Here is a 20,572-nt window from a genome sequence, read left to right as displayed (position 1 = left end):
TAGACTCATGAGAGCCTGCTCCTATCGATAACCTGATTGAGCGCTACCTGGACTACGCGATGGGGCGCGGTCGCGACTACTGGGAGCAAGGGTATCCGTATGATATTCTGGTGCATGACAAATACATTTCGCGCGCGTTAAACCCAAGAGAAGGTATCGCTTGCTTAGGTTTCAATGAGCACTATGTTTCAACTCATACAGCAGCTTCAAATGGTGGATTGCCCGTGGAACTTGTGTACCAATACGCTGATTTGATTTTCACGCCAAGCTGTCTTGATAAACCCCAAAAGGTAGCTAACCAAAGATAATGATTATCGAGGCTTTCTTTTCGCTTCTTGTGGCGGCAGCCGGACTTTGGTTGCCGCTTCTGTTGTTAGTGAAAACTCAAACAATAATGCTTCAGAGGGTCAGCGCGAAGGTGTGGATGCCCTTTGCGATTATCGGTGTCCCTATTCATGAGCTTAGTCATTTTTTTGCCTGCAAGCTCTTTGGTCACAAGGTCATACGACTTGAACTTTTCAAGCCAGATAAATCAGGAACTCTAGGCTTTGTAGAGCACAGTTACGTGCCATCGGTGCGATCCTGGTTTGCGAATATGCTCATCGGTATCGCCCCTTTCGTTGGCGGTGCAGTTTTCATTTACTGTGTAACCTACCTTCTCGCATCGGAGCTGCTTTATCGTCGCCCTCTTGTGGATACTCAATTGGAATCTATTGTCGTTCTAGGCTGGTCGGTATGGTCTGAAACTTTTAGTGCTATTCAAACGCTGCATTGGGGTCGTCCGTGGTCTTGGTTGTGGCTGTATCTATGCGTGGCCACTGCGATGTTTATGGTTCCAAGTGCTCCAGACTTCCAAGGGGCAGCTAAAGGGATTGTTGCTTTAGTTACGCTACTACTACTTTTCGTTCTCCTTTCACCGGAGAAAACACTTAGCGCGATTGCCCAGGTATCCGTTTCCTTTTATGCCCTTTACCCACTTTGGATAGCAGCCCTTGTATTGTTTCTTGCACTTATTGCGCTGTCGCTGTTCCCCGCTCTAAGCCGCCAGTCAAAAAACTAGCGCTAATCGCTATTCATGAGAGCCTACCATTAATAGCAACTTATTGATGGTGATGATGATGCAGCAATGTGCCGAACAGTCTTTCCAAGAGCCGACGTATTCTCGTTGGTTTGAAAGTGCGCAACCCGCTTATCGAGAGGAAGGTGGTGAATTAACGTCTAACTTCCTCACGGACAACGATGAGCTAGTTGAGGGCATCTTCTTTGGTGTGCCCAATGATGTATACCATGCGCTACCTGCATTATCGTCCAGCAAGCTGAAAGACTTTGCGAAGCAGGCTACGCGGTATGCGAAAACCGAGATTCATAACATCGACCGGCGTGTAACCACTGCGCAGCAGAAAACATTTGATGCAGGCACTATCGCGCACGCCATTTCATTAGAGCCTGTTCGGTTCTTTAATGAATATTTCAGATTACCTGTGCCCGCAGATTACCCAGATGCACTCAATACCTGTGAGCAAATCAATCAGGCGTTATGCGAAGCGGGTCTTCCTATGACAGAAGGCAAAGAAGGCAAGCGCGCGCGGCTACTTCGCCATGATCCAAGTTTGACTGTTTCACCCTCTGCCTCAACGCGTGACTTAGATGCGCTGTTGGTTCAAAACGGGCTGTCCAAAACAGAGAGCAAGCTCGATAAAGCCATTCGGTTGAGTCAGCACGATAGTAGCATTGAGGTCTTTGAGCTCATCTTAGAGCAAGAAAAACAAAAGCAAGGTACGCCAGCGCAAGTGACGACTGAAGACGGTGAAGTGACGCTTTATGGCGGAAAAGCACCCGTCCATGGACAGATGTGGGACGATGCCATGCGAATCGTTCAAGTGATCCGCAACCACCCCAAAGCAGCGGAAGCGTTATCCCACGGGTTTGCCGAGGTCACCATGATTGCTAAGTGCTCATTAACTGGTTTGTGGGTCAAAGCAAAATTCGATTGGCTGAGCGTATTTGATACCGCAGCTGATGTGAAGACAACGCTATCCACATTACCAGGGAAGTTCGAGCGACAAGTAAAGGAACTGAAATACGACATCCAAGACGCGTTCTATTGCTATGTAGCCGAGTTATTGGGTGTAAACATCAAACGCTTCACATTCGTCGCTGTGGAGTACGTAAACGCCATTAACTGCCAACCGTTCGCCTTGCGTAGAAACAAGCGTGAGAAGGCGCGTGAGGCGCTTATTGATAGCCTAGAGGCATTAAAGCGTAGATTAGATAACAACAACTGGTTAAACGACTTTGAAGAGCCCGTGTTACTCGAAATCTAAAATAATCGCGCTGTTTGCTTCTAATGGTTAAATAGTCATATAACGAACACACGGAGATTGCTATGAATCAGCAACAACCAGAGCCAATTAACTTAAAACAGGTCTTTGAAGATAAAGATCTACCAAACGCTATTCTTGATGCCTACCGCAAAGGGAATCCGAGTAAATCCTATACCTTGGAAATGTGCCAGCGAGCGGTACTCGAATGTTATCGTGCCTGCGCGATTGAAGCGCGTCGCGCTCGTTCATTTGGCATGGTCGGTTTGTATGATGTAGAGCCTCTAGCGCTTCGTGGGGCATTGTTTGACATCGCTGCTGAAGGGTTGAGCTTATTGCCACAATCTCGGCATTTCTTCTTTAGCGTTTATCTTCCTGATTACGCAACGATGCCGGTACTTCAGGTGGTGCTGAAAAAACGAGGCATTCAACATCTCATCTTTGGACGGGATTCTTGTGAAGACTTTACACTTCAATTGGTCCACAAGGGAGATACCTTTGTATGGAAAGGTCAGTCTATTGAGCCTATTTATGAATCAAACCCTGATAATATGCGCAACCCGCTTGTCTGTGCATGGTGTATGTATAAGGAAAATGGCAAAAAAGCCCGCTACTACTTACTCGACGCAGAGCCAGTTGAAATCAAAGCGATTGAGCGACGAGAAGCCGATCCATCGATGAATAATCCATGGGTGCGTTTTCCGCGCATTACCAAAGAAGCTGAAATTTTGCGGATGTTTTTTAATGTCCTCAATCCAATTCATAACTTCACGATTGATTCATCGTCAGAAGATCCGCGTATTACTGCGGATGCCGCTAATAGCGACACTCAAGCACTTATTGATTAACGAATAGGAGTTCACATGACTAACCATAAAGTTGTTGCCAAAGAGCTCGTTCGTCGCTTCTCTAACACGGGAGCAAAAACACTTCACCATTGGGTGCGTCAGCAATACGGTCGCGTTGTATCAAAAGGCGAAGGGCACACTACGCTCGATAACGTATCGACCAAAAGCGTATTCAATGAAATTGAGCGTCATTTAAACTGCTTCTCCTCCATTAAACCGGCAGACTTTATTCGCTGGTTCTCTATGGTGCCTGCATTTGATGCTTTTGGGCGAACCCAAGCCTCCATAGATGCGCTCCCACAGCTCTACCAGGATGTGTTACTCAGCGCCAATCCAGAATTAACGTTTGATGCCGTCGTGCTGCGCGGTAACGACTTGATTGATGCGCCAGCTACAAATGCGCCGATGCATTATCAAACTACTACGCAAAACTATCACGCAGACGTTCGTGGTGCCGCCTTGTCAATGACCGACGGAAAGCGTACCGCAACTTTGGTGATTCCTGAGCATGAAGTAAAGCAAATCATTGAAGTCCACAAGCGCACTAAATTTCGTTGTGACCCGCTGGACACCAGCGAATGGAACAATACTTTAATTGCTGCATGCTACCGGCGTATTTTTCATTTCGCCGAAGCCGGACAGTGGGTTCGCAATATTGACCCCGCTATGATGCAGTCATTAGACCTTCTCGAAACTGAGCTCTATGCGATTTTTAATCAGCACTCTTTTACACAAGACGTGAAAGATGACTTTTCAGGGCGACTGGTAGCGACCGTGGCAGAACAGTTTAAGCCAAGCGCTGACGACCACAAAGCATTACTTGCTTCAGCGAATCGTGTCCGTAATGCGTTGAATCTTCCAGATGAAGGGTGCGATGCAATCGTGCTGGCGCTTGAATCCGACTTCCTTGCAAAAGAGGCAGAGAAAAAGAAGCAAGCAGAAAAAATTGCTGCTCCTCGAAATGTAGTAAGCTTTGGTGTTGTGAATACAGAAAACAGTACACGCGCCGAAGATGACTTCAGCGACACTGAGTGGGGAACGTTTTAACGTGGTAACAGCATATCCTGATCAAGCAATCCGAAAAGCCCGCCTCGTGTGCAACGACGGGCAGTTCAAAGATGTACTTATTTCATGCTTAAAAGGTCAGGATGGGCGTTACACCGTGGAAGGAATTGAAATAGGCGTCGGCCGCTCACGTGCAGTTGCTCTTGCTGTAGCTGCAAAAGCTGAGCGTTTGCTTTGCGAAGCGCGTGCTCACGAGCATCTTGAGCGTATGCTCGGGTTAATTGAAACCTATGGCTATGATTGCATTAAAGATGAAACCTTTGAGGTTCAATCGTCGTCCGAACTATTTCAATCTATTAAGCCGCTGGAAACATTGCGCATTAATGAATTTTTTGAGCAGCACTTACAAAGCAACACCTGGAGCATCCTTCCTATTTTAGCTGGTATCCGTGTATTTTTACTTGTCGATGAGGATGTGTCTCTTTATGACGCTAGACAGCTAAAGCGCCTACCTGAACTAAACGACAATGAAAAATCGACACTTATGGATGCGTTTGGAAATAACAGCTCTAGCCGCACCGTTCTTGAGGCCTTTTACTGCCAGGGGGATTTGAAAATTACAGATGCCATTCGACTACTTGGGCATGATTTGACTGCGATGAGTTACACTGCGCGAATGGCCAAGCTTCATCTCGCGCTCCGTAACGTACGGCTATCTCCTAAGCTTTCGATTGTGGAGCCTATCAAAAACGCTGAAAGTGCCGTTCGTGTATTAATGGCAACACAAGGGCTTCTAAAGCCCGTGCTATTAGCAAAAGGGTCTGATCGTGATGTGATTGTAGATAAATACCCTGCAATCGAAGTAGATGTTTCACAAGTGAAGAATGGCGTGAGCCAATTGAGCGCTTATGGAGTTGAAGGTGTGAGCGGGCAGCAAATTAATATGCCCGTTGCCTCATTACCCGCTTACGTAAACACATATATGGCGCTAGGGTTACGACTTCATTCTCCGCGAATACCGGTTTTAGTGTGACTGTCCTCGCCCTGCCTTGGGCGAGGCGCCCCTAGAAGTGATATTCAAAACCAAACGTAACAAACTCTGCCCCGCTGTAATCAAACCCATTCGTTGTGAAATAGTTTTGCTTGTAATGATACTCAAGACGCCAGGTAAAATTTCGATTGATAGCGTAAGTGATTCCGGCGCTGTGCATTAAATTGGTATTTGTAAAGTTTTGCGCCTCCTGCTTCACGGTAGCCCTTTGCCAGCCGGTACCTACAGCAAAGTCTAGACGTGAAGACATTGGTAAGAAATAACGAACACGAACACCGTAGCCACTAATCGATGACTTCAACCCGATCATTTCATAGTCACTCATACCCTCTTCAAGAACACGGCCAGACTCCGGTATCCTTTCGATGATATCCGGATCGGTAAAGTAACCGGCTTCTAAGCTCACGCGAGGTGTAACAACCCAACCAAGGCTAACACCTCCACCCATTCCGCTACTGCCTATACGAACGTTTGACTCCTCGCCCACCTGGTACCCATCAAACGCATCACCTTCGATAGACAATCGACTGCTAATATCTAGCGATAAATAAAAAGGCGTGTCATTGGCAAAAGATGGACTCGACATCAGAGCTAGTATTACCGCTGAAACTTTCAAGTAGATTCTCTTCATCAATTATTCGGCAAGGATACCGCGACTGAATTCTTTGAATCAGTCGTCGGAGGAATTGCCGCTCCATAGTTAAAATTATAACCATCGCTGCGCTGGAGTATCCGACAATGCTTGTGGGATACCCCCTGCACAACACCTGATTTGGTTTGAACATTGAACGAACCGCTGCTACGCACCGCAACCCGTCCCACATACACACCTTGTTCTTCGATAACGGCTCCATCAGTTGCCTGATGGGGTCTGGTCAACTTGGGCCTTTACAAGCCCCGACTTAATTCGCATGGAAAATAAGTCGTGGGTCGTTGACTCTATTTCTTCCTCGGGGATTTGTGCTGGGCCATTTAACAACGCCTCATTCTCTCACGGGTAAATACATGAGAATCCTCATTTTGAGGGCTGAATTGGGATCAAAATCATTCCTGCAGATGTGCCGGAAGCACATCAAAATCCTGCTCACCAAACACTTCTTTTAAAAAGCCGGAGCCTTTTTCTTGCCGGTACGTCAACATTAACTGATGCTCTGCACGGGTCATCGCCACATAAAGCAAACGTCGCTCCTCACCAATCCGATGGTAAAACTCATCCTTATCTATCTCCATGCCATCCTTATCAACAGGCGGTGAGGGTTCGATACATTCTGTTGTGTAAGAGATCTTCGAAGGGACCGTCATCGACTCAACCCGGTGAATCAAGACACGCTTAAACTCAAGACCTTTTGAGTTATTCATCGTCGTTAGTACAACTTCATTAGTTCGCGACGAAAGGTTGGTTTCCTTCTTACTTGTATTTCTTGCCCTGTCACTTAATTTTTGCGCTTTAGTTGCAGAGGTGCCGTCCGTGCCGTGAAAAACCGATAATACAAACCCCCATAGCTTCTTCGCCGAATTTTTAAAATTCTCTAAGCGCTCTCCATTCATGCTTTGGTTTTTAATTTCCGCCGCGCAAACCATTTCAAATATCTGATTCAAAGCTTCCTTTTCCTTGATATCGTTGTGCAAGACCGACAAGCAAAGATGATGAAGCGACATGGTTAGACTGTTCCAACTTGTATCGTTTCCTGCTGTTGCGCATGCGGTAAACGCTACATTTCGTGTTTGCGCCATGATCTCCGAAATAGTGGTCGAGCTTTCTCCTGCCCAAGCAAGAAAGCTGCCCAAGATAGATGCGTTCTTTTTGATAAATACGACGTAAATCGCCATCACAAACGCATTCACCAACTCATTATCCCAAATGCTTTTGCCACCCAAGCGAATTAAGGGCGCTCCGAGCATCGAAAGTTGTTTTTCTATTTCATCAAGCATGAGATTTGAGCGTGCAAGAATCGTCCACTCTCCTGGACTTTTGAGAACTACATCAATTGCCCGCAGATAACTTAAATCCGCAGTTTTACTGGCCACGCGAATTGCATCAATGGAATCCAAAAACGGTTTCGGGTTAATGTTGCGCTCATTTTGGTAGATAACGAGGCGTTCTATCGCTTCGTTAATGCATTCGTTGCCAATCGGCATAAAGTCAACGATGCCTCCGGGGTTAAGCTTTGACTTCATCTGCTTAGGCACCCGCTCTTCATTGTGCTCAATCAACGTATTTGATGCTTTTAAGACTTCAGGTGGGCAACGAAAGCAATCATCCAAAATGGTCGGTACCACTTCAAAGTCAATCATCATTTCAGCAATGTTTTCGTATCCCGCACTTTGGCGCCAGCTGTATACGCTTTGATCATCATCACCTACCACTGTGATAATGGAGCCATTTTTACCATGAAGGCGAAGCCACTCGTATTGCAGGGAATCTGTGTCTTGAAACTCGTCCACAATGATGTGTGAAAACGGGTAACAGCGTATTTTATCTTCTTTAATCGCGCTAACAAGTTCGCGAACAAGGCCGTCCAAGTCAATCGCTCGGGCGCTGGCCAGTGCTTTATTGTAAGCTCGTATGACTTGCTGAATATCAGCGTCTAGCTCACTGATATCAAGCATCTTCGAGGCATCGTTAATTTGAGCCTCAGCTTCTCGCTTATCTTTGAACTCGGTAATCCTAAGCTCGCGAAATGCATTTTGCATAAAGGGCTTAGCTTGCGTACCAAAGCAAAGTCGCCTCCCTCCTATCACCCCTTTTTTGAAATCCTCGCTGCCTTCTCTGGAGTGCTTAATCATGATTGAAGCGAAGGTGCTTACCACGCATTTTTGCTTCACAACGTCTTTTCCCAGCCGTTTTTCTAATCTTGCCAGCATTTCTTTTGCTGCCGCATTAGTAAACGTGACGAGAAGCACGGACGCAGAAGACTCATTTTCAATAATGTTTTCTACAAGCCCTATAACCGTATGCGTCTTTCCAGATCCCGGTCCCGCACAGACCAGTTTATGTTCGTTGTAATTCTCAATACAGTTTCGTTGGGCGTCGGTGTAACTCATTCTTCATTCCTTTCATACAGCATGGAGATAGCTTACCTGCCTTTTTAATCTGTATTGCCCGATTTACAGTGAGAAATCACACCCTAAATACTTTTTCTGGCGCTGATTCGATGTTGTGGCACACTATAATGGAATTGATTTAGAGGGATTGAACATGCGTTTATTAATTTCATTAGTGCTTACTTTAGGATTAGCTGGCTGTGCGTCTACACAGGAAGAGCCTGTTTCACCATTTCAGGAGTTTATAGACTCTGGGATAAAGGAAGCCCCTACGCTTGAGCACAACGACGAGGTTTATGAGTGGGATGAGACGAAGAGCTTCGCACTTAATGTAACTATGATTGCAGGTGGCCATGACAGCTTATCGGATGCGAAGCTTCCTGAAGACGCGCAACGAGAAGTTACATCAGGCGGTCGCCTAGCTGGATTCTTGGTAGATGCTTGGGCAGGAACCTTAACTCAAGCTATTGCATTTGATTCATTAACGCGCCAGCGCCGAGACTCATACCGCTTTGACCCTTATGCGATTGTTTTTGTAGATGCTGATGTTTACAACAATGAATTGAAAGGCTCGGAAGACGGTGGCTTTAATCATGTGTTTGGCATTATCAAAGACGAACTAACAGAAAGCATTCGCTCAAACTACAATGATAATTCTGTAGCTGCTTTGCGTTGGAATAAAGCCTCAAGTATGAATTGGGAGCCGCGATTTAACTTAAGATGGAATCCAGATACAGACTTCGTTGTTACGTTTGATGGGGCGGCTTGTGAAGAAAGCACAGAGAAAAACGCACTAAACATGCGAGACGGTGATTCTGGAAGATTCTCTGAACCATTTACTATGGAAGGTATAGCGCCATGGGAAGATTGCAATATTTACGGAGAAGTAAACCCATTAGGTTATACAGTGCTCAATGGTGAGCGTGAGGTCTATGCGTTTAAAGTCACTCTTAGTAATAATTATTTTACACCAAAATTTGCAGAGTCAACGAGTCTAACATGGGTGATAAGCACGTACTGGAAAGACGGGTTTCATACAATAAGAGCCCCGTTCCCCTTTGTCACTTACGATAAAAAGGGCTGGTTGTTTACCAAATCTAATGACACGATTGAAGTCAAGTAACGTTGATGTGTCAGGTAAAACAAAGGCGCTTAAAAAGCGCCTTTGTTTTAATGCCTAACCCCCACCAGCTGGGTAGTTACAAACCGCCGGTCGTGGATATTTGGAGCAATCCAGCGTTTCGCGCATTTCACTATCAATGTCTCGAGTGTCACCATCTGAAATATTTCTAAACCGATCTTTCGTTCGCTTTGAAACAGCCTCCCGCGCATCGCTATTCATTGTTCTGCCAGCTCCGGTAAGCGACTCTTCAGATGGATCATTCAAAATATAACCGCTTTCAAACATGAGCGGTATCCACTCGCTTTCTAGGTCAATTAGATCCCAGTCTAATTGGGAAAGTTCGGCAAGCGTCAACCCTCTACAGGCTTCTCCACTCCCCAAAGGGCGGTCAAGTTGTTCTGCAGCCTGCTCCATAATGATTCGAGCGAGAATGCTATTGAAGCAGCAATAACGATAGTTCTTGCGAACACAGCCAGTTACAACAAGGTTTAACCTGCAGCTGCCAGAGCCAAGGTAGACGCACTGCTTTTGCATTCTGGCGCCAGCCACCTCACTCTCGTCTTCATCACATTGAAAAGCTATATCCATAAAAAGCTTTGCCATAGTGTAATAGCTGTATGCGGTCATTAGCCCTTGTGCGAAGTTTCCGACATTTTGCATTCCTTCACTCCATTGGGGCGGGTCTGAAACAACAGTCGTTATTCCATCTTGGCCAAGTTCAGTCGCAAATATAGCATGCGTAACACCGCTTGGGAGGTTTTCAGCCATCCATTTCATAGTGGCATCTTGAAGGGCTTGCATACCCTTATCTATAATATTGCCTTCTGCAGTAGCACTCGTTGCATTCCCTGCCAACGATTCGGCTCCACTTGTGAAAGAGCTTGTGACTTTACTCCACGCTGTACCGGCTCCGCTTGCGATTTTGTCATAAGCGCCTTTTACGGGGGTTGCTGCCCAAGATGCAGTGTTTCTCACTGCATCAAACTGGGCGACTTGACGTGCGGCAACAATATAATCCTTTATTCCGACCGCAGTTGGGTCATCGCAACAATCTGGACCGCCAAGCTTAACTGCTCCAGCTAATCCTACTGCCCGAGCGCAAGACCCGAATGTTCCTGTGAAAACCTCGCAATCTCCTGTATCGCCGTCTTCTCCGATGCAGTTGTTGTCCACGCTCATTTCATGGAGTATCGAGGCTTGAGTAGCAGCCTTCACAAAGTCGTTATTGCTTTCATTGGCTGTATCATCGCAATCTCCACCGGCGCACGGAATCATAGCGTCACAGCTGGTACTTTCAGTTGTAACGGTGCGCGTACCACCTACACCTGTAGAGCATTCGTATCGGACGTTTTTTATTCTGCAGTGACCATTTTCATCTACAAACCCATCTGCGCATTCACTTTCACGTCGTGTGCAATTCTCTTCTTTGTAGAGAGCGCATGAGTCAACAAGTGCTGTATGCTCTTCTGGAAACTCAGATAAATCGTCATCGTGGCGCCCAAACCAGTCATACCAAGACTCGCAAATTTCACCATCTTCACCATAGGGATTAATGCATATATCCTCACCGTTAAATGGCTCGCAGGCATACCCATCCAAATTAACCTTCCATGTGGCGCGACCGTTATCACCTGGGAATAATGGAGGTATTAAATCAACAATTGTGTCGCTGTACCCTCCGCTTGATTCATCGAGCACTTCGTAGCTATCAAATGAACAGACGCCCCTGTACTCACCTGGATAACCGCTTTCACCACCGGCATTTTTAATCTCATTGCTTAGGCGGTCGAAACAGCCATTTGGTAACTGCGTGATAGTTTCAATGATTCGGTATGGGCTACCCCCTTCAGCACCACTTTCTGATTCTTCAATAGTCGACTCATCTTTAATGGTGGAAGGGCGCATTGAAAGCGTCATGGCACTCATCATTAGTGGGGTTATATTATCCGGTTTAACTTCTTCCCATCCTGCATCACGGCATCCAAATATGGCGTTTTCAGTACCTTCTGGACAAGGATCATATCTAGGTGCCCCTTCTTTATTGTCGCGTATTACCGTCCAGCTTTCACCTTGCCCTTCTTCTGTGTAGCACAGCCAGCAGCTATGAGTAAAAACCTGGCTACCATGGATTCCGCAAAATGAGGTTTCTTCAGGTTCACAATACACAACATTCGGGTTTTTACGCCGTTCAACTACAACTGTGCGGGTTATTTCACAAAAGTCATAGTTGTTCCTGTCGACTTCCTGACAAATGAAATCATCTTTAAGCGTTCCCGTTGCCCCGATAGTTTTTGTATTAGTAGTCACTTGGCAACCACTAAAGAAGCTACTTGGGTCATTCTGGAAGTCATCGAGGAATGTACGTGTACCCTCAAGAAAACTCTCGTCAATTTGATTCTCCAAAGCTCTTTCTTGCGTACCCAAAAGGGTTCGATAGGCTAATGCGTCAGAAGTTAGAGAGTCTTGGTTTCGGAGTTGACTTATGTTGGTAGAGCCTCTGCTGTATAGCTGCTCTTCGTTTTGGTATGAATCTTTTATACCTTCGAAGCGTTCGTGATCTTCGTGGTTCACTTCTTGGCTGAAAATATCAGCTTGGCTTAAACCAGAACTTCTTGTAGCGCCCCCATCTGTCGCCTCAAATGAATATTCTCCAGCCGCGCCTCGAACAAACCTAAGTGTTCCATTCTCTCGATATTCAAGGTTTATCCCACCTTCATCGTTAAGTGACGGCATACCCGCTGTAGAGCTGCTTCTAAGCGCCCATCGCCGTGATAGCTGCTGCATTTCCTCTTGGCTGTACTTGCTTTCATATCCGCTGTAATCGAGCTGTGTATTGTCTGGCTCTGACATAAGATAGCGATTAAGCAATGACTGCGTTCTTGAGTCATTGTCATTGCTTGTTTCCAAACTCAGTTTATCTAAATCCCTGAAATTTCTTTCCGGATTATCCAGATCGTATTTTTTACTTAGCTCATCTAACAGCGGTGTTTCGCTCTTAGATTCGGATTCAGGCTCAGGCTCTTCAGCTATCACAGCAAGAGGTATCATGAGAGCAATAAAAAGCGCTGAGAGTTTCAGGTTAAAATGAGTCACGGTTTTACCTTATGCAGCAATCTGTGTAATTCCATACCAAATAAACAAAGGCTGTATCTTTTCCTGGGGGCAATCTTCCACCTGCAGCGGTGCACCATCGCAACGTCGACATTCCCATTGGATGGCAGCACTTACCGTACCTCGATAAACTTTCTAGGAAGCTCCCACCCTGCTCTGCCTCTTTGTCTACAACGTCTTCTTCATTCTCCGAGTCCTCTTCATTAAGCTCGTCAAATACAGAAATCCCACCGTTGGTTGCTTGAGGCACCGGGTAAATCATGGAAAACTTATACTGCGAACGAGGTATCATCGGAGCGTATACACGCTCACACATCGCTCTATTCCCCATGGTTTTACGCGCAAGCCCTTTGCGGTGCAAAGAAGCTAATGTTCGCTGTGTCAACAAACTGCTTCCAGCTATGGGGTCCGGCATCGGGTAGATATTTCCGGTGAAAGGGTACAAAGAGCCATCACAACCAGCGCACCCCCAAGATGCTTCTTGCTGCGCGTCTGCTGTCGTCGTAATACAATCAGCTGTACACCATGCTAATGCGGCCGGAGAGCCAAATAGAACCGCTTCAGGATTGAGTAAAAGCGCTAACATATCGTCGTTCCATGTAGGATCGAGTTCAGACAGGTAAAGCAAATCAAAGTCTGTTAAATCGTCGTTCATACACTCAGGCAGAACCAGCATCTCTAGCATGGCCATGAGGGGGTAAGAAAAATAATGGTACTGCATAAAGCCACTTTCTTGACCCGGTGAGGATCTGTCCTGTAAACCTTGTCCATAATGTGTGTTTTGCAGATTTACCCCACCTAAAGCAGGACTACAGTACGGCTCTTGAACAACCTCGTTGATACGTGTAGGGCTCCAGTATGACGCTTTAACACCGACTTGCGGAATGCCTAGACTATCCGGGCAAGAACAGATTGCAGAGCCACTAGAGCCGTCAGGACGCGAAGAATTTATGCCTGCCAAATCAAACCCATCGATAAAGCATGACCAGCAGACTTGATTGAAAATGCCAGAAAACACATTTGCCGAGGGACACGTTGTACCCGAAGGGCTTGGCGTTTCATTTGCCGCCACTCCCCATGACAACAAAAGAACCCCCAGTGCGAAGCAGGATTTAATGAAATGCATTAGCGACGCTCCTGCAGTGCATTAAATTGTTCTACCAGCCAACTCCACGCGATATCTATATAACCGTATACCGCGAACATTGTGTCAGGATATCGAAATGCTAGAAAAACACCGATGGCGATAAAAAATAGTGCTGTGAATAATTTCATAAATCGGGCTCTCCTAACTCAAATTGTTCGACGCGTAATACAAAACGCTCAAGGTCCGTTGTGATAACAGTAGGTAATGCGCGAATATCAAATCGAGTTACCATTTCCTTTTGGAGCATGTAAATTTCACGCTCGAATTGATCGCGTAGTGATTGCAAGTGATTCCAGCCTTCCTCTCTATTTATTTTTGAGGTGATGAGCATGACCCGGCCTTGAAAGCTGTTTTCACTTAGGTATTTTTCAACAAAAGCAACCTGATCTTCTTGCGTCGCATCGAAAGTGATATAGGTATTGTGCATTGGTGCATTTCGTAGTGGATTTACGACCGTTCCAGCCTTTGCAAGCACCTCACCACGGGGATTGGTGATGTCCTGATTTACCCTCACTGTGGGGTCTATAAACCAGCGTTCATTCTCTGTTGATTGTGGCAAGTCTTGGAAAGACTGACGGTGCCAGAATTGAGCAACTGCTTGTTCCTTTTTCTGCTCCATATCTAATGCGTTGTAGCGCTCTTCAATTTCATCTAAAAGATTGCGCTCAGAAACATCTACCGTAGGCCCATGTTCGCCAAGATGTTCGCTTTCAACTCCATGGCGCTGCTCAATCCATTCGAAGCCTGTAATGCCAGCGGCTAATGTTGTCACCCCATCATTTGAGTAGGCGATTGTGGGGGCTTTTGAAATGTTAAAATACTCAAATCCGTAAGGGTTAAATCGAATATTCGGTATGTTTTCCATGCCTTCAATGACTTGATGAACCGCAGCCATCATGTCATCTATCGTTCTGGCTCCAGGCTTTAACCCGTTGAAAAACACTGCGGCATTTTGACGTGATGCTGATTGGATAGCTGCACGAAGGTTACTCTCGCCCATTGCAAACGAAACGTACATCTGACGCTGCTCAAGTGTATTTAGGTTGTCCGATTGCCCATACTCCGTCGGCTCCACAAACGCAGCTGCCTGCTCCTCGGTTGCAAATCCATATCGAGCCATTGCTGCACTCATGTCGAGCATACTCTGCGTGCTAAGTGCTTCTGCATTTTCCTGATGTCTATTTTCTCTTCGGCTTGGCGGCTTGATGTCATCGAGCATTCCTGATTCGATGAGTTGGCGAGCTCGCTCCTCTGAAATGCGTTGAATTTCTCGTGCTATTTCTTCATTGGATTGCTCTTGTGATTGAGCGTCTACGATAAACGCAGTCATGCTCAATAGGATGGCTAACTTAATAAATTGCATACGAGGCTCCTTGTATATCCTCTACTCGTGCCGGGCCCCAAAAGCGAGAGTCGAAACTTGATTCAGTTTCGCCAATAACAAACATTTCGCCTTCCATTAAATGCCACTTGCGCTCAACCTGATCTTGCCAATCAAGCGAAGCCATGACGCGTCTTGCGTTTAAGGGGTAATATTTGCTGACACCATCTGCTCGCATGACCGTCACGCCGTCTAAATCAACATGAACAACATCGCCTGCTTTTGCCGCTAAAATTTTCACCCATATTTCACCAACGGATTCAGGCATAAAATCAAGAGGGATGTTTTGAGTGAATGCTACCAACTGGTCATACTCTAAGTCGGTATCGCTATGATCGATTAGAAAAGCGCGAGCATGAAGGCAAGTGGCTGAGGCGCCACCCTTTCCAAGCGTGTAGTTATTGCTTCCCGATATGAAAAATACTGCAAACCCGATAACTAATACGGACTTAAGTGTGATGTTTAAGTGCTGTAAAAAAAATGACGCCATTTCAACCTCTCGATCTAATGGCGTCATTATCACTCACACACAGAACTCGTTTTTTTCATTTAGGGGGGTAATTTCTGCCCTAAATGCAACTACCAACTGACAGCATGCTCCGCATAATCTCCCGAATCATCATACGCTCTGAAAGTCACGCTTAGCGTTTCATGATTCGTTTTAGAGAAAGAAAGCGTCGGACGGTTTTGCGAACTGGTACCGTCCAGCCATTCCCACTCGTAGCGAACAATACGGCCATCATCATCCGTACAGTTTGTTTCCACGCGAAAAGCCGTCGAAGTTTCTGTCACTAAAGGGACGCAAACAGGCGGCTGATTCGGGCTCAGTGTTACCATTTCTGTTACCGTTGCTATTTGCCCTAATCTCGTATGAATCTCCGCTTTTAACTCAAACGTGCCCGCCTCTTCTAAATCAACGTAACCTGTCGAGCGGGGCTCTCCTATCTGCTCCCCATTAAGGAACCAGACAATATGATTTACGCGATCATCCGGGTGGGTGCGCTCAACAGATACCCTCCCCACAGCTCTTAATGGAGGACGCATGTGGGTTTCTGAGAAGCGCACATCTAGTTTGGGCTCCATTTCAGCAGGTTCAAGAACCTCTACATACTCATAAGCCACAGATTCGCCACCGCGTGAATCTCGGAGAATACCTTTCACCTCATACACACCAGGCTCAGTAAAATCTACGTTAATGTAGCGACCACCAGAGTTCGTACGCGTTATCGTTGCGCCTTCTGGAAGCTCCCAGTCATACTCAATATCAACCAATGGAGCGAAAATCAGAGGGTGCGAAATACCCAAACGCAAGTTCACCGGGGCTATTTGATGGGAGCTTCGGATTTCAACACTTATCTCTGGTGTCGTATAAGACCATGGACGCGTTCTAACTGTTCTCTCTGAATATGTTTTTTCCTTCAGACCCACCATCCACGCTCTCACTAAGAACTCAGCTGAATTGTCATCGTTAATGTCGTTTTCAGTGATTTCGTATTCATGACCGTTTTCATAAATGTTGCCGTCGCTATCTACCCACTCGACAGCAAGCGGCATATCTAAGCTCGTTATTGCGTGTCTCACTCGAGCATTCATGTCAATGACAGTCCCAGCTTCAACCAAACTTGGAAGCGAAGCTGCAATACTAACCGGGGATAGTCTTCTGACTTGTATGCTCCGAACCGCTTCAACTTCGGCTGAACGTTGCAAATCTCGTCCGTCTGCGGTGTGGGAAATAAACTTAGCATACAGACGAGTCGGCTCAGTAAGCTCCAGTTCAATTTCAGGCTCGCCTTCTATCCATTCCTCGCGATCAAATGACCAAAAGAAACGACCATCCTCTGCGTTTAGGGCACTTCTAACGCCAGTAATAGCAAACGTTTGAGGCAACCCTCGATAAACAGCGGTCGGCCCATCAATTGTAATTCTTGGGGTATGGTAAGCGATCACACGAACTTCTTCGGATTGTGACTCCAAACCAGTTAATCTATTGCGCACCCGAACACGAACAAGATAATCGGCTGCTTCTTCATGGTTTCGACTGAAGCTGTGGTTAGTTACAGACTCGTCAATCGTCCATGTTTCACCATCATCCTCGCTATATTCCCATATATACTCTTCAATAAGTCTTGCTTCATGAAGTGTCTTGGTCTGGTAGGAAAGCTTGGCCGTCATTGGTATAGGGCCTTCAAGTGTGCGGGAGTTAATCTCCCCTTCAATCGCGGCACCCGAAAATAAGTAAAAATTAAATCTTCTGGACACGAGTTCGCTATCAACCCCTTCAGCATCTGGCTCGTCTAACGTTGCAATCGCATATAAGGTGTTGTTTCCAAGATCTAGCCCCTCTGAAAGAGGCACCTCAAAAGAAACAAATCCATTCTCAAGAGGTTTGCTTTCCGTAATGGGTTCAAATTCATTCATGCCGATTTGCTTTGCTATATGAATTTTGTAATTTCCTATTAACGCTGGATCGGTTACCCACTCGCGACCAAATGGTTTCTCTAAACTCGCATTCAAATGCAGTGACTCTAAAGTGTTTCCTTCATCTTTATCAGATGACAAGATAAATCGAGTCGCGTCATTCGGCATAAATATGAACGGTTCACGGCGTTCCACGCTCATTTCTGGCGCGTATCGATACCATGCTTTAATAATAATTTCATTGCTCGTGAAAATCTCATGGGGGTGTGTTTGGAGCGCATTCAATCTGATTGTGCCCTCTACGTAATCTCTACCTGAAGAGATAGACCTTGCAATATAGGGCTCTTGCTCACGGTAAGAGACTTCATACTCAACTACTCCGCGAGTAAAGCCAATTCTCGCCCTTCCAAGCTCCCTTGTGCCTTCTGAAAGGAGAATAACTCCTTCATCGTTCAGCAATCTGCCTTCTATCCCTAGATCGATGGGCTGAGGATCAAGGAGCGTGGTTGATTGAGAAGGCGCATGAAGTTTCAGTTCATGCCCTAAGTGATTAACATAAACTACAGATGCTCCAAAGTTCACGCTTGGCATATCGACATGGACGGAGCCATAAAGATAAAATTTGCGTGAGCTGAATATCGATGCCATTCCTTCTGGAACACTTTCCCATTCTACATAACATGAATAGTTCGAAGCAGTTGTGGCTTCTAGTGCAATCTCTCTGGAGGACACGAAATTGCACTTAGCTCCTTTGATTTGATTGACCCCAATGTGGACAGGCTCTACTTTTCGATAAAGGCTGTCCGGGACCGAACCTACCTCGAATTGCGCAGGGGCATAATTCATCGTTACATTTCGCTCGGTACTTGCACCGTTCGCATTCTGTGCCAATGCCGTAATCAGGTAGGATTCCCCGGGGGTTAGTTGTTCTATTTCATTCTGAGCGATATGAACAATTTGAGGGTCGTCAGGGTGACTCTCAAACTGTACTGGCTGACCGTCGATACTTACATCAACTATGGCAGAGCCATCTTCCCATCCACCATATGCGACAATCGCCATATCGGAACCAAAATAAAGTTCAGCTGCATCATTCACTGTTGAGACTCTTGTGAAAAACTCCAGCTGCGGCGGATGCCTAGAGATAGTGAATTCTTCAAGCTCCCCAGTAAACGAACCAACCCCGTACAAGTTTTCAGGATTGAAATTCGGAGTGTAGCGCCCATCGCCGATCTCTGAGAGGTCATATATAAATGCTACCTCCCCATCCATGTAAAGAATGTTTGAGATCTCCACGTTTTGATTGGTGGCTCGCGAAAAATATGGGATGTTAAAGAATCTACTGCGCCCCATTACACTCTTGAAATTGCTGGGCCCGGAATTACTCGCAGCAATTAAAGATAAGCTTTTATCTCGTGGTAGCCACCATGGGTTGTTTTCATCACTTTGTGACACAGTGTAAACGATGGCCGCTTGATTAAAATCTAAATCAAACGTATTCGATGCGGTGTCCACTACAATGCCTTCATAATCCAGTGAATCATTAACATAGAATTTATAAAACTCAGGCGGACGATAATCATAAGAAACAATTAGCTGTTCTAGATTGTCAGCAAAGTACGGTATCTCACTGTCTAATTTAAGATCATAAACAAGCTGGCCGCTTTGACCTATACCCGCGATTTCCTCTCTATCAAAAGAAAGCCGACAGCTGGTTCTTCCAGTATTTATGGTGCAACTTTTATCTCTGAAAGTCACACTCTGCCTGTAGTCTTGAGGTTCTACAAAAATTTCCACAACTTTCATAGCGGCTTTAGGAGAGCCTATAAATTGATCTAATCCTCTGAGTGTTTCAGTTTGCCAATCGATTCTTATATCTGTGTAAACGGGTCGTTCTGGTGCCGCTACAGTGAGTTCATAAACACCCTCCCACACAATTACTTTCTGCTCATTTGAGCCAGAATAAACAGATACTTGGTAAGGAATATCAATAGCCCCGTCTACAGGGAAAACGCCGGCAATTTTTGTTCCCTGATTTTCTATCCCATTAATTTCACTCGTCCATTCAAAGTGGCATCGCCAGTTGGTGGTATCTAATGAGCCAGCGGCAAGCGCCTTGTCACTCACAAATTCACAAATTGATGATTCGTTTTCCACGTTTAAATTATACCGGAATACCCCAGCTAAAATTTCATCATGCTCATGACTTAAAATTGGCTGAATAGGAACAACATTTAAGGTTCCTTGATACGAGACACTTACCTGGGCACTGACACCTGCAGTGGCCAGTAAAAATGTAAGGACAATGACAATATATTTTAATTTCATTTGTATTGATCCTTATAAGTGTGGAATTACAGTTTCGCGAAAACAGCGTTCATTACTAAGATCCAGAGCGAAGCCATCTGGACATTCTCGCGTTGCAGATTCAATTGAGAGTCGGTCACATGTGCTTTGTGAGCCATTAAACTCATAATTCGAGGGGCACTCTAACTCCAAAGCTGATTCTTTGTAATAATCACAAGATGGGGGGCGGTTAGTCCAGTTAGAGCCTGCGGGGCAGATATAGTAAACCTCTTGCGCGTCGATATGCTCACAATTACCGTTACTAGAATTTAGAACGTAGTTCGAAGGACAGCTACCTACGTTGTAGTCCGGAGAATTAATGAAGCAATGGCTAGTTGAATGCTCCGATCGTCCTGATCCACAGTAATAATGAACATCTTCAGTAAGCTCCCGATGGCAATATCCATTATTGTGATTATCCCAACCATTTGAGCAAGACCAGCCATTACTTTGGGTTAGCAGCCGTGAACACTGATCTCCCGATAGCGAGTACGACGGGCTGGCTGAAGGACACGACCAGGTATTGGCTTGCGCTACTAAACGCGAGCACGACGAACCATCCCGTGTCCAGCCACTTGGGCATGACCAGTCATTACTTTGGGTCAGCAGCCGTGAACACTGATCTCCCGATAGTGAGTACGACGGACTCGCTGAAGGACACGACCAGGTATTGGCTTGCGCTACTAAACGCGAGCACGACGAACCATCCCGTGTCCAGCCACTCGGGCATGACCAGCCATTACTTTGGGTTAGCAGCCGCGAGCACTGACTGCCCT

The 20,572-nt window shown here is 45.9% G+C and carries 15 protein-coding genes; 7 read left to right on the top strand and 8 right to left on the bottom strand.

What is annotated here, in order from left to right; genetic code table 11:
- The first annotated feature begins 59 nt into the window (after positions 1–59).
- The 6 genes from M1L23_RS00425 (at position 60) to M1L23_RS00400 (ending at position 5,207) form a co-directional block, all read left to right on the top strand.
- On the top strand, positions 60–308 hold the full coding sequence (locus M1L23_RS00425; protein WP_252624957.1) for a hypothetical protein: 249 nt from the start codon (positions 60–62) through the stop codon (positions 306–308).
- The gene (locus M1L23_RS00420) at positions 308–1,060 is read left to right on the top strand and encodes a M50 family metallopeptidase (RefSeq protein WP_252624956.1); all 753 of its coding nucleotides are present in this window, start codon (positions 308–310) and stop codon (positions 1,058–1,060) included. Before M1L23_RS00425 ends, M1L23_RS00420 begins: the two co-directional genes overlap by 1 nt.
- Before the next feature lie 46 nt (positions 1,061–1,106).
- Entirely contained in the window at positions 1,107–2,324 is a 1,218-nt protein-coding gene (locus M1L23_RS00415; protein WP_252624955.1) for a PD-(D/E)XK nuclease-like domain-containing protein, read from the top strand.
- Positions 2,325–2,386: 62 nt separating this feature from the next.
- Positions 2,387–3,169 carry a recombinase RecT gene (locus M1L23_RS00410; protein ID WP_252624954.1) on the top strand — a complete coding sequence of 261 codons (783 nt, stop codon included), beginning with the start codon at positions 2,387–2,389 and terminating at the stop codon, positions 3,167–3,169.
- 15 nt (positions 3,170–3,184) lie between these two features.
- Complete coding sequence (locus M1L23_RS00405; RefSeq protein ID WP_252624953.1) at positions 3,185–4,216, top strand: hypothetical protein; 1,032 nt, start codon at positions 3,185–3,187, stop codon at positions 4,214–4,216.
- Between the two features lies 1 nt (position 4,217).
- Positions 4,218–5,207, top strand: a complete 990-nt coding sequence (locus M1L23_RS00400; protein WP_252624952.1) for a hypothetical protein — start codon at positions 4,218–4,220, stop codon at positions 5,205–5,207.
- A gap of 31 nt (positions 5,208–5,238) precedes the next feature.
- Here the strand turns inward: M1L23_RS00400 and M1L23_RS00395 are convergent, their stop codons facing one another.
- Both M1L23_RS00395 and M1L23_RS00390 read right to left on the bottom strand, forming a co-directional pair.
- Positions 5,239–5,841, bottom strand: a complete 603-nt coding sequence (locus tag M1L23_RS00395; protein ID WP_252624951.1) for an outer membrane protein — start codon at positions 5,839–5,841, stop codon at positions 5,239–5,241.
- A gap of 428 nt (positions 5,842–6,269) precedes the next feature.
- Positions 6,270–8,270 carry a UvrD-helicase domain-containing protein gene (locus tag M1L23_RS00390; RefSeq protein WP_252624950.1) on the bottom strand — a complete coding sequence of 667 codons (2,001 nt, stop codon included), beginning with the start codon at positions 8,268–8,270 and terminating at the stop codon, positions 6,270–6,272.
- Between the two features lie 154 nt (positions 8,271–8,424).
- Here M1L23_RS00390 and M1L23_RS00385 point away from each other — a divergent pair, with 154 nt between their 5' ends.
- Positions 8,425–9,393: a hypothetical protein gene (locus M1L23_RS00385; RefSeq protein WP_252624949.1), complete on the top strand. Its 969-nt coding sequence runs from the start codon at positions 8,425–8,427 to the stop codon at positions 9,391–9,393.
- Between the two features lie 54 nt (positions 9,394–9,447).
- Here the strand turns inward: M1L23_RS00385 and traN are convergent, their stop codons facing one another.
- The 6 genes from traN to M1L23_RS00355 all read right to left on the bottom strand — a co-directional run bounded on the left by traN (position 9,448) and on the right by M1L23_RS00355 (position 19,778).
- Positions 9,448–12,486: a conjugal transfer protein TraN gene (gene traN / locus M1L23_RS14980; protein ID WP_252624948.1), complete on the bottom strand. Its 3,039-nt coding sequence runs from the start codon at positions 12,484–12,486 to the stop codon at positions 9,448–9,450.
- 4 nt (positions 12,487–12,490) lie between these two features.
- Positions 12,491–13,630 (bottom strand): TraU family protein, encoded by a 1,140-nt coding sequence (locus tag M1L23_RS00375; RefSeq protein ID WP_252624947.1) that lies wholly within the window; start codon positions 13,628–13,630, stop codon positions 12,491–12,493.
- Positions 13,630–13,779: a hypothetical protein gene (locus M1L23_RS00370; RefSeq protein ID WP_252624946.1), complete on the bottom strand. Its 150-nt coding sequence runs from the start codon at positions 13,777–13,779 to the stop codon at positions 13,630–13,632. Before M1L23_RS00370 ends, M1L23_RS00375 begins: the two co-directional genes overlap by 1 nt.
- Positions 13,776–15,014 (bottom strand): TrbC family F-type conjugative pilus assembly protein, encoded by a 1,239-nt coding sequence (locus M1L23_RS00365; RefSeq protein ID WP_252624945.1) that lies wholly within the window; start codon positions 15,012–15,014, stop codon positions 13,776–13,778. Before M1L23_RS00365 ends, M1L23_RS00370 begins: the two co-directional genes overlap by 4 nt.
- Positions 15,001–15,549 (bottom strand): S26 family signal peptidase, encoded by a 549-nt coding sequence (locus M1L23_RS00360; RefSeq protein WP_252624944.1) that lies wholly within the window; start codon positions 15,547–15,549, stop codon positions 15,001–15,003. Before M1L23_RS00360 ends, M1L23_RS00365 begins: the two co-directional genes overlap by 14 nt.
- 62 nt (positions 15,550–15,611) lie before the next feature.
- Positions 15,612–19,778: a hypothetical protein gene (locus tag M1L23_RS00355; protein ID WP_252624943.1), complete on the bottom strand. Its 4,167-nt coding sequence runs from the start codon at positions 19,776–19,778 to the stop codon at positions 15,612–15,614.
- Positions 19,779–20,572: the final 794 nt, after the last annotated feature.

It is taken from the genome of Aliidiomarina quisquiliarum (genome assembly GCF_023922585.1).
Classification (GTDB): Bacteria; Pseudomonadota; Gammaproteobacteria; order Enterobacterales; family Alteromonadaceae; genus Aliidiomarina; species Aliidiomarina quisquiliarum.
The sequence above is the reverse complement of the archived record's forward strand: the minus strand, read 5'-3'. Positions and strand labels throughout refer to the sequence as shown.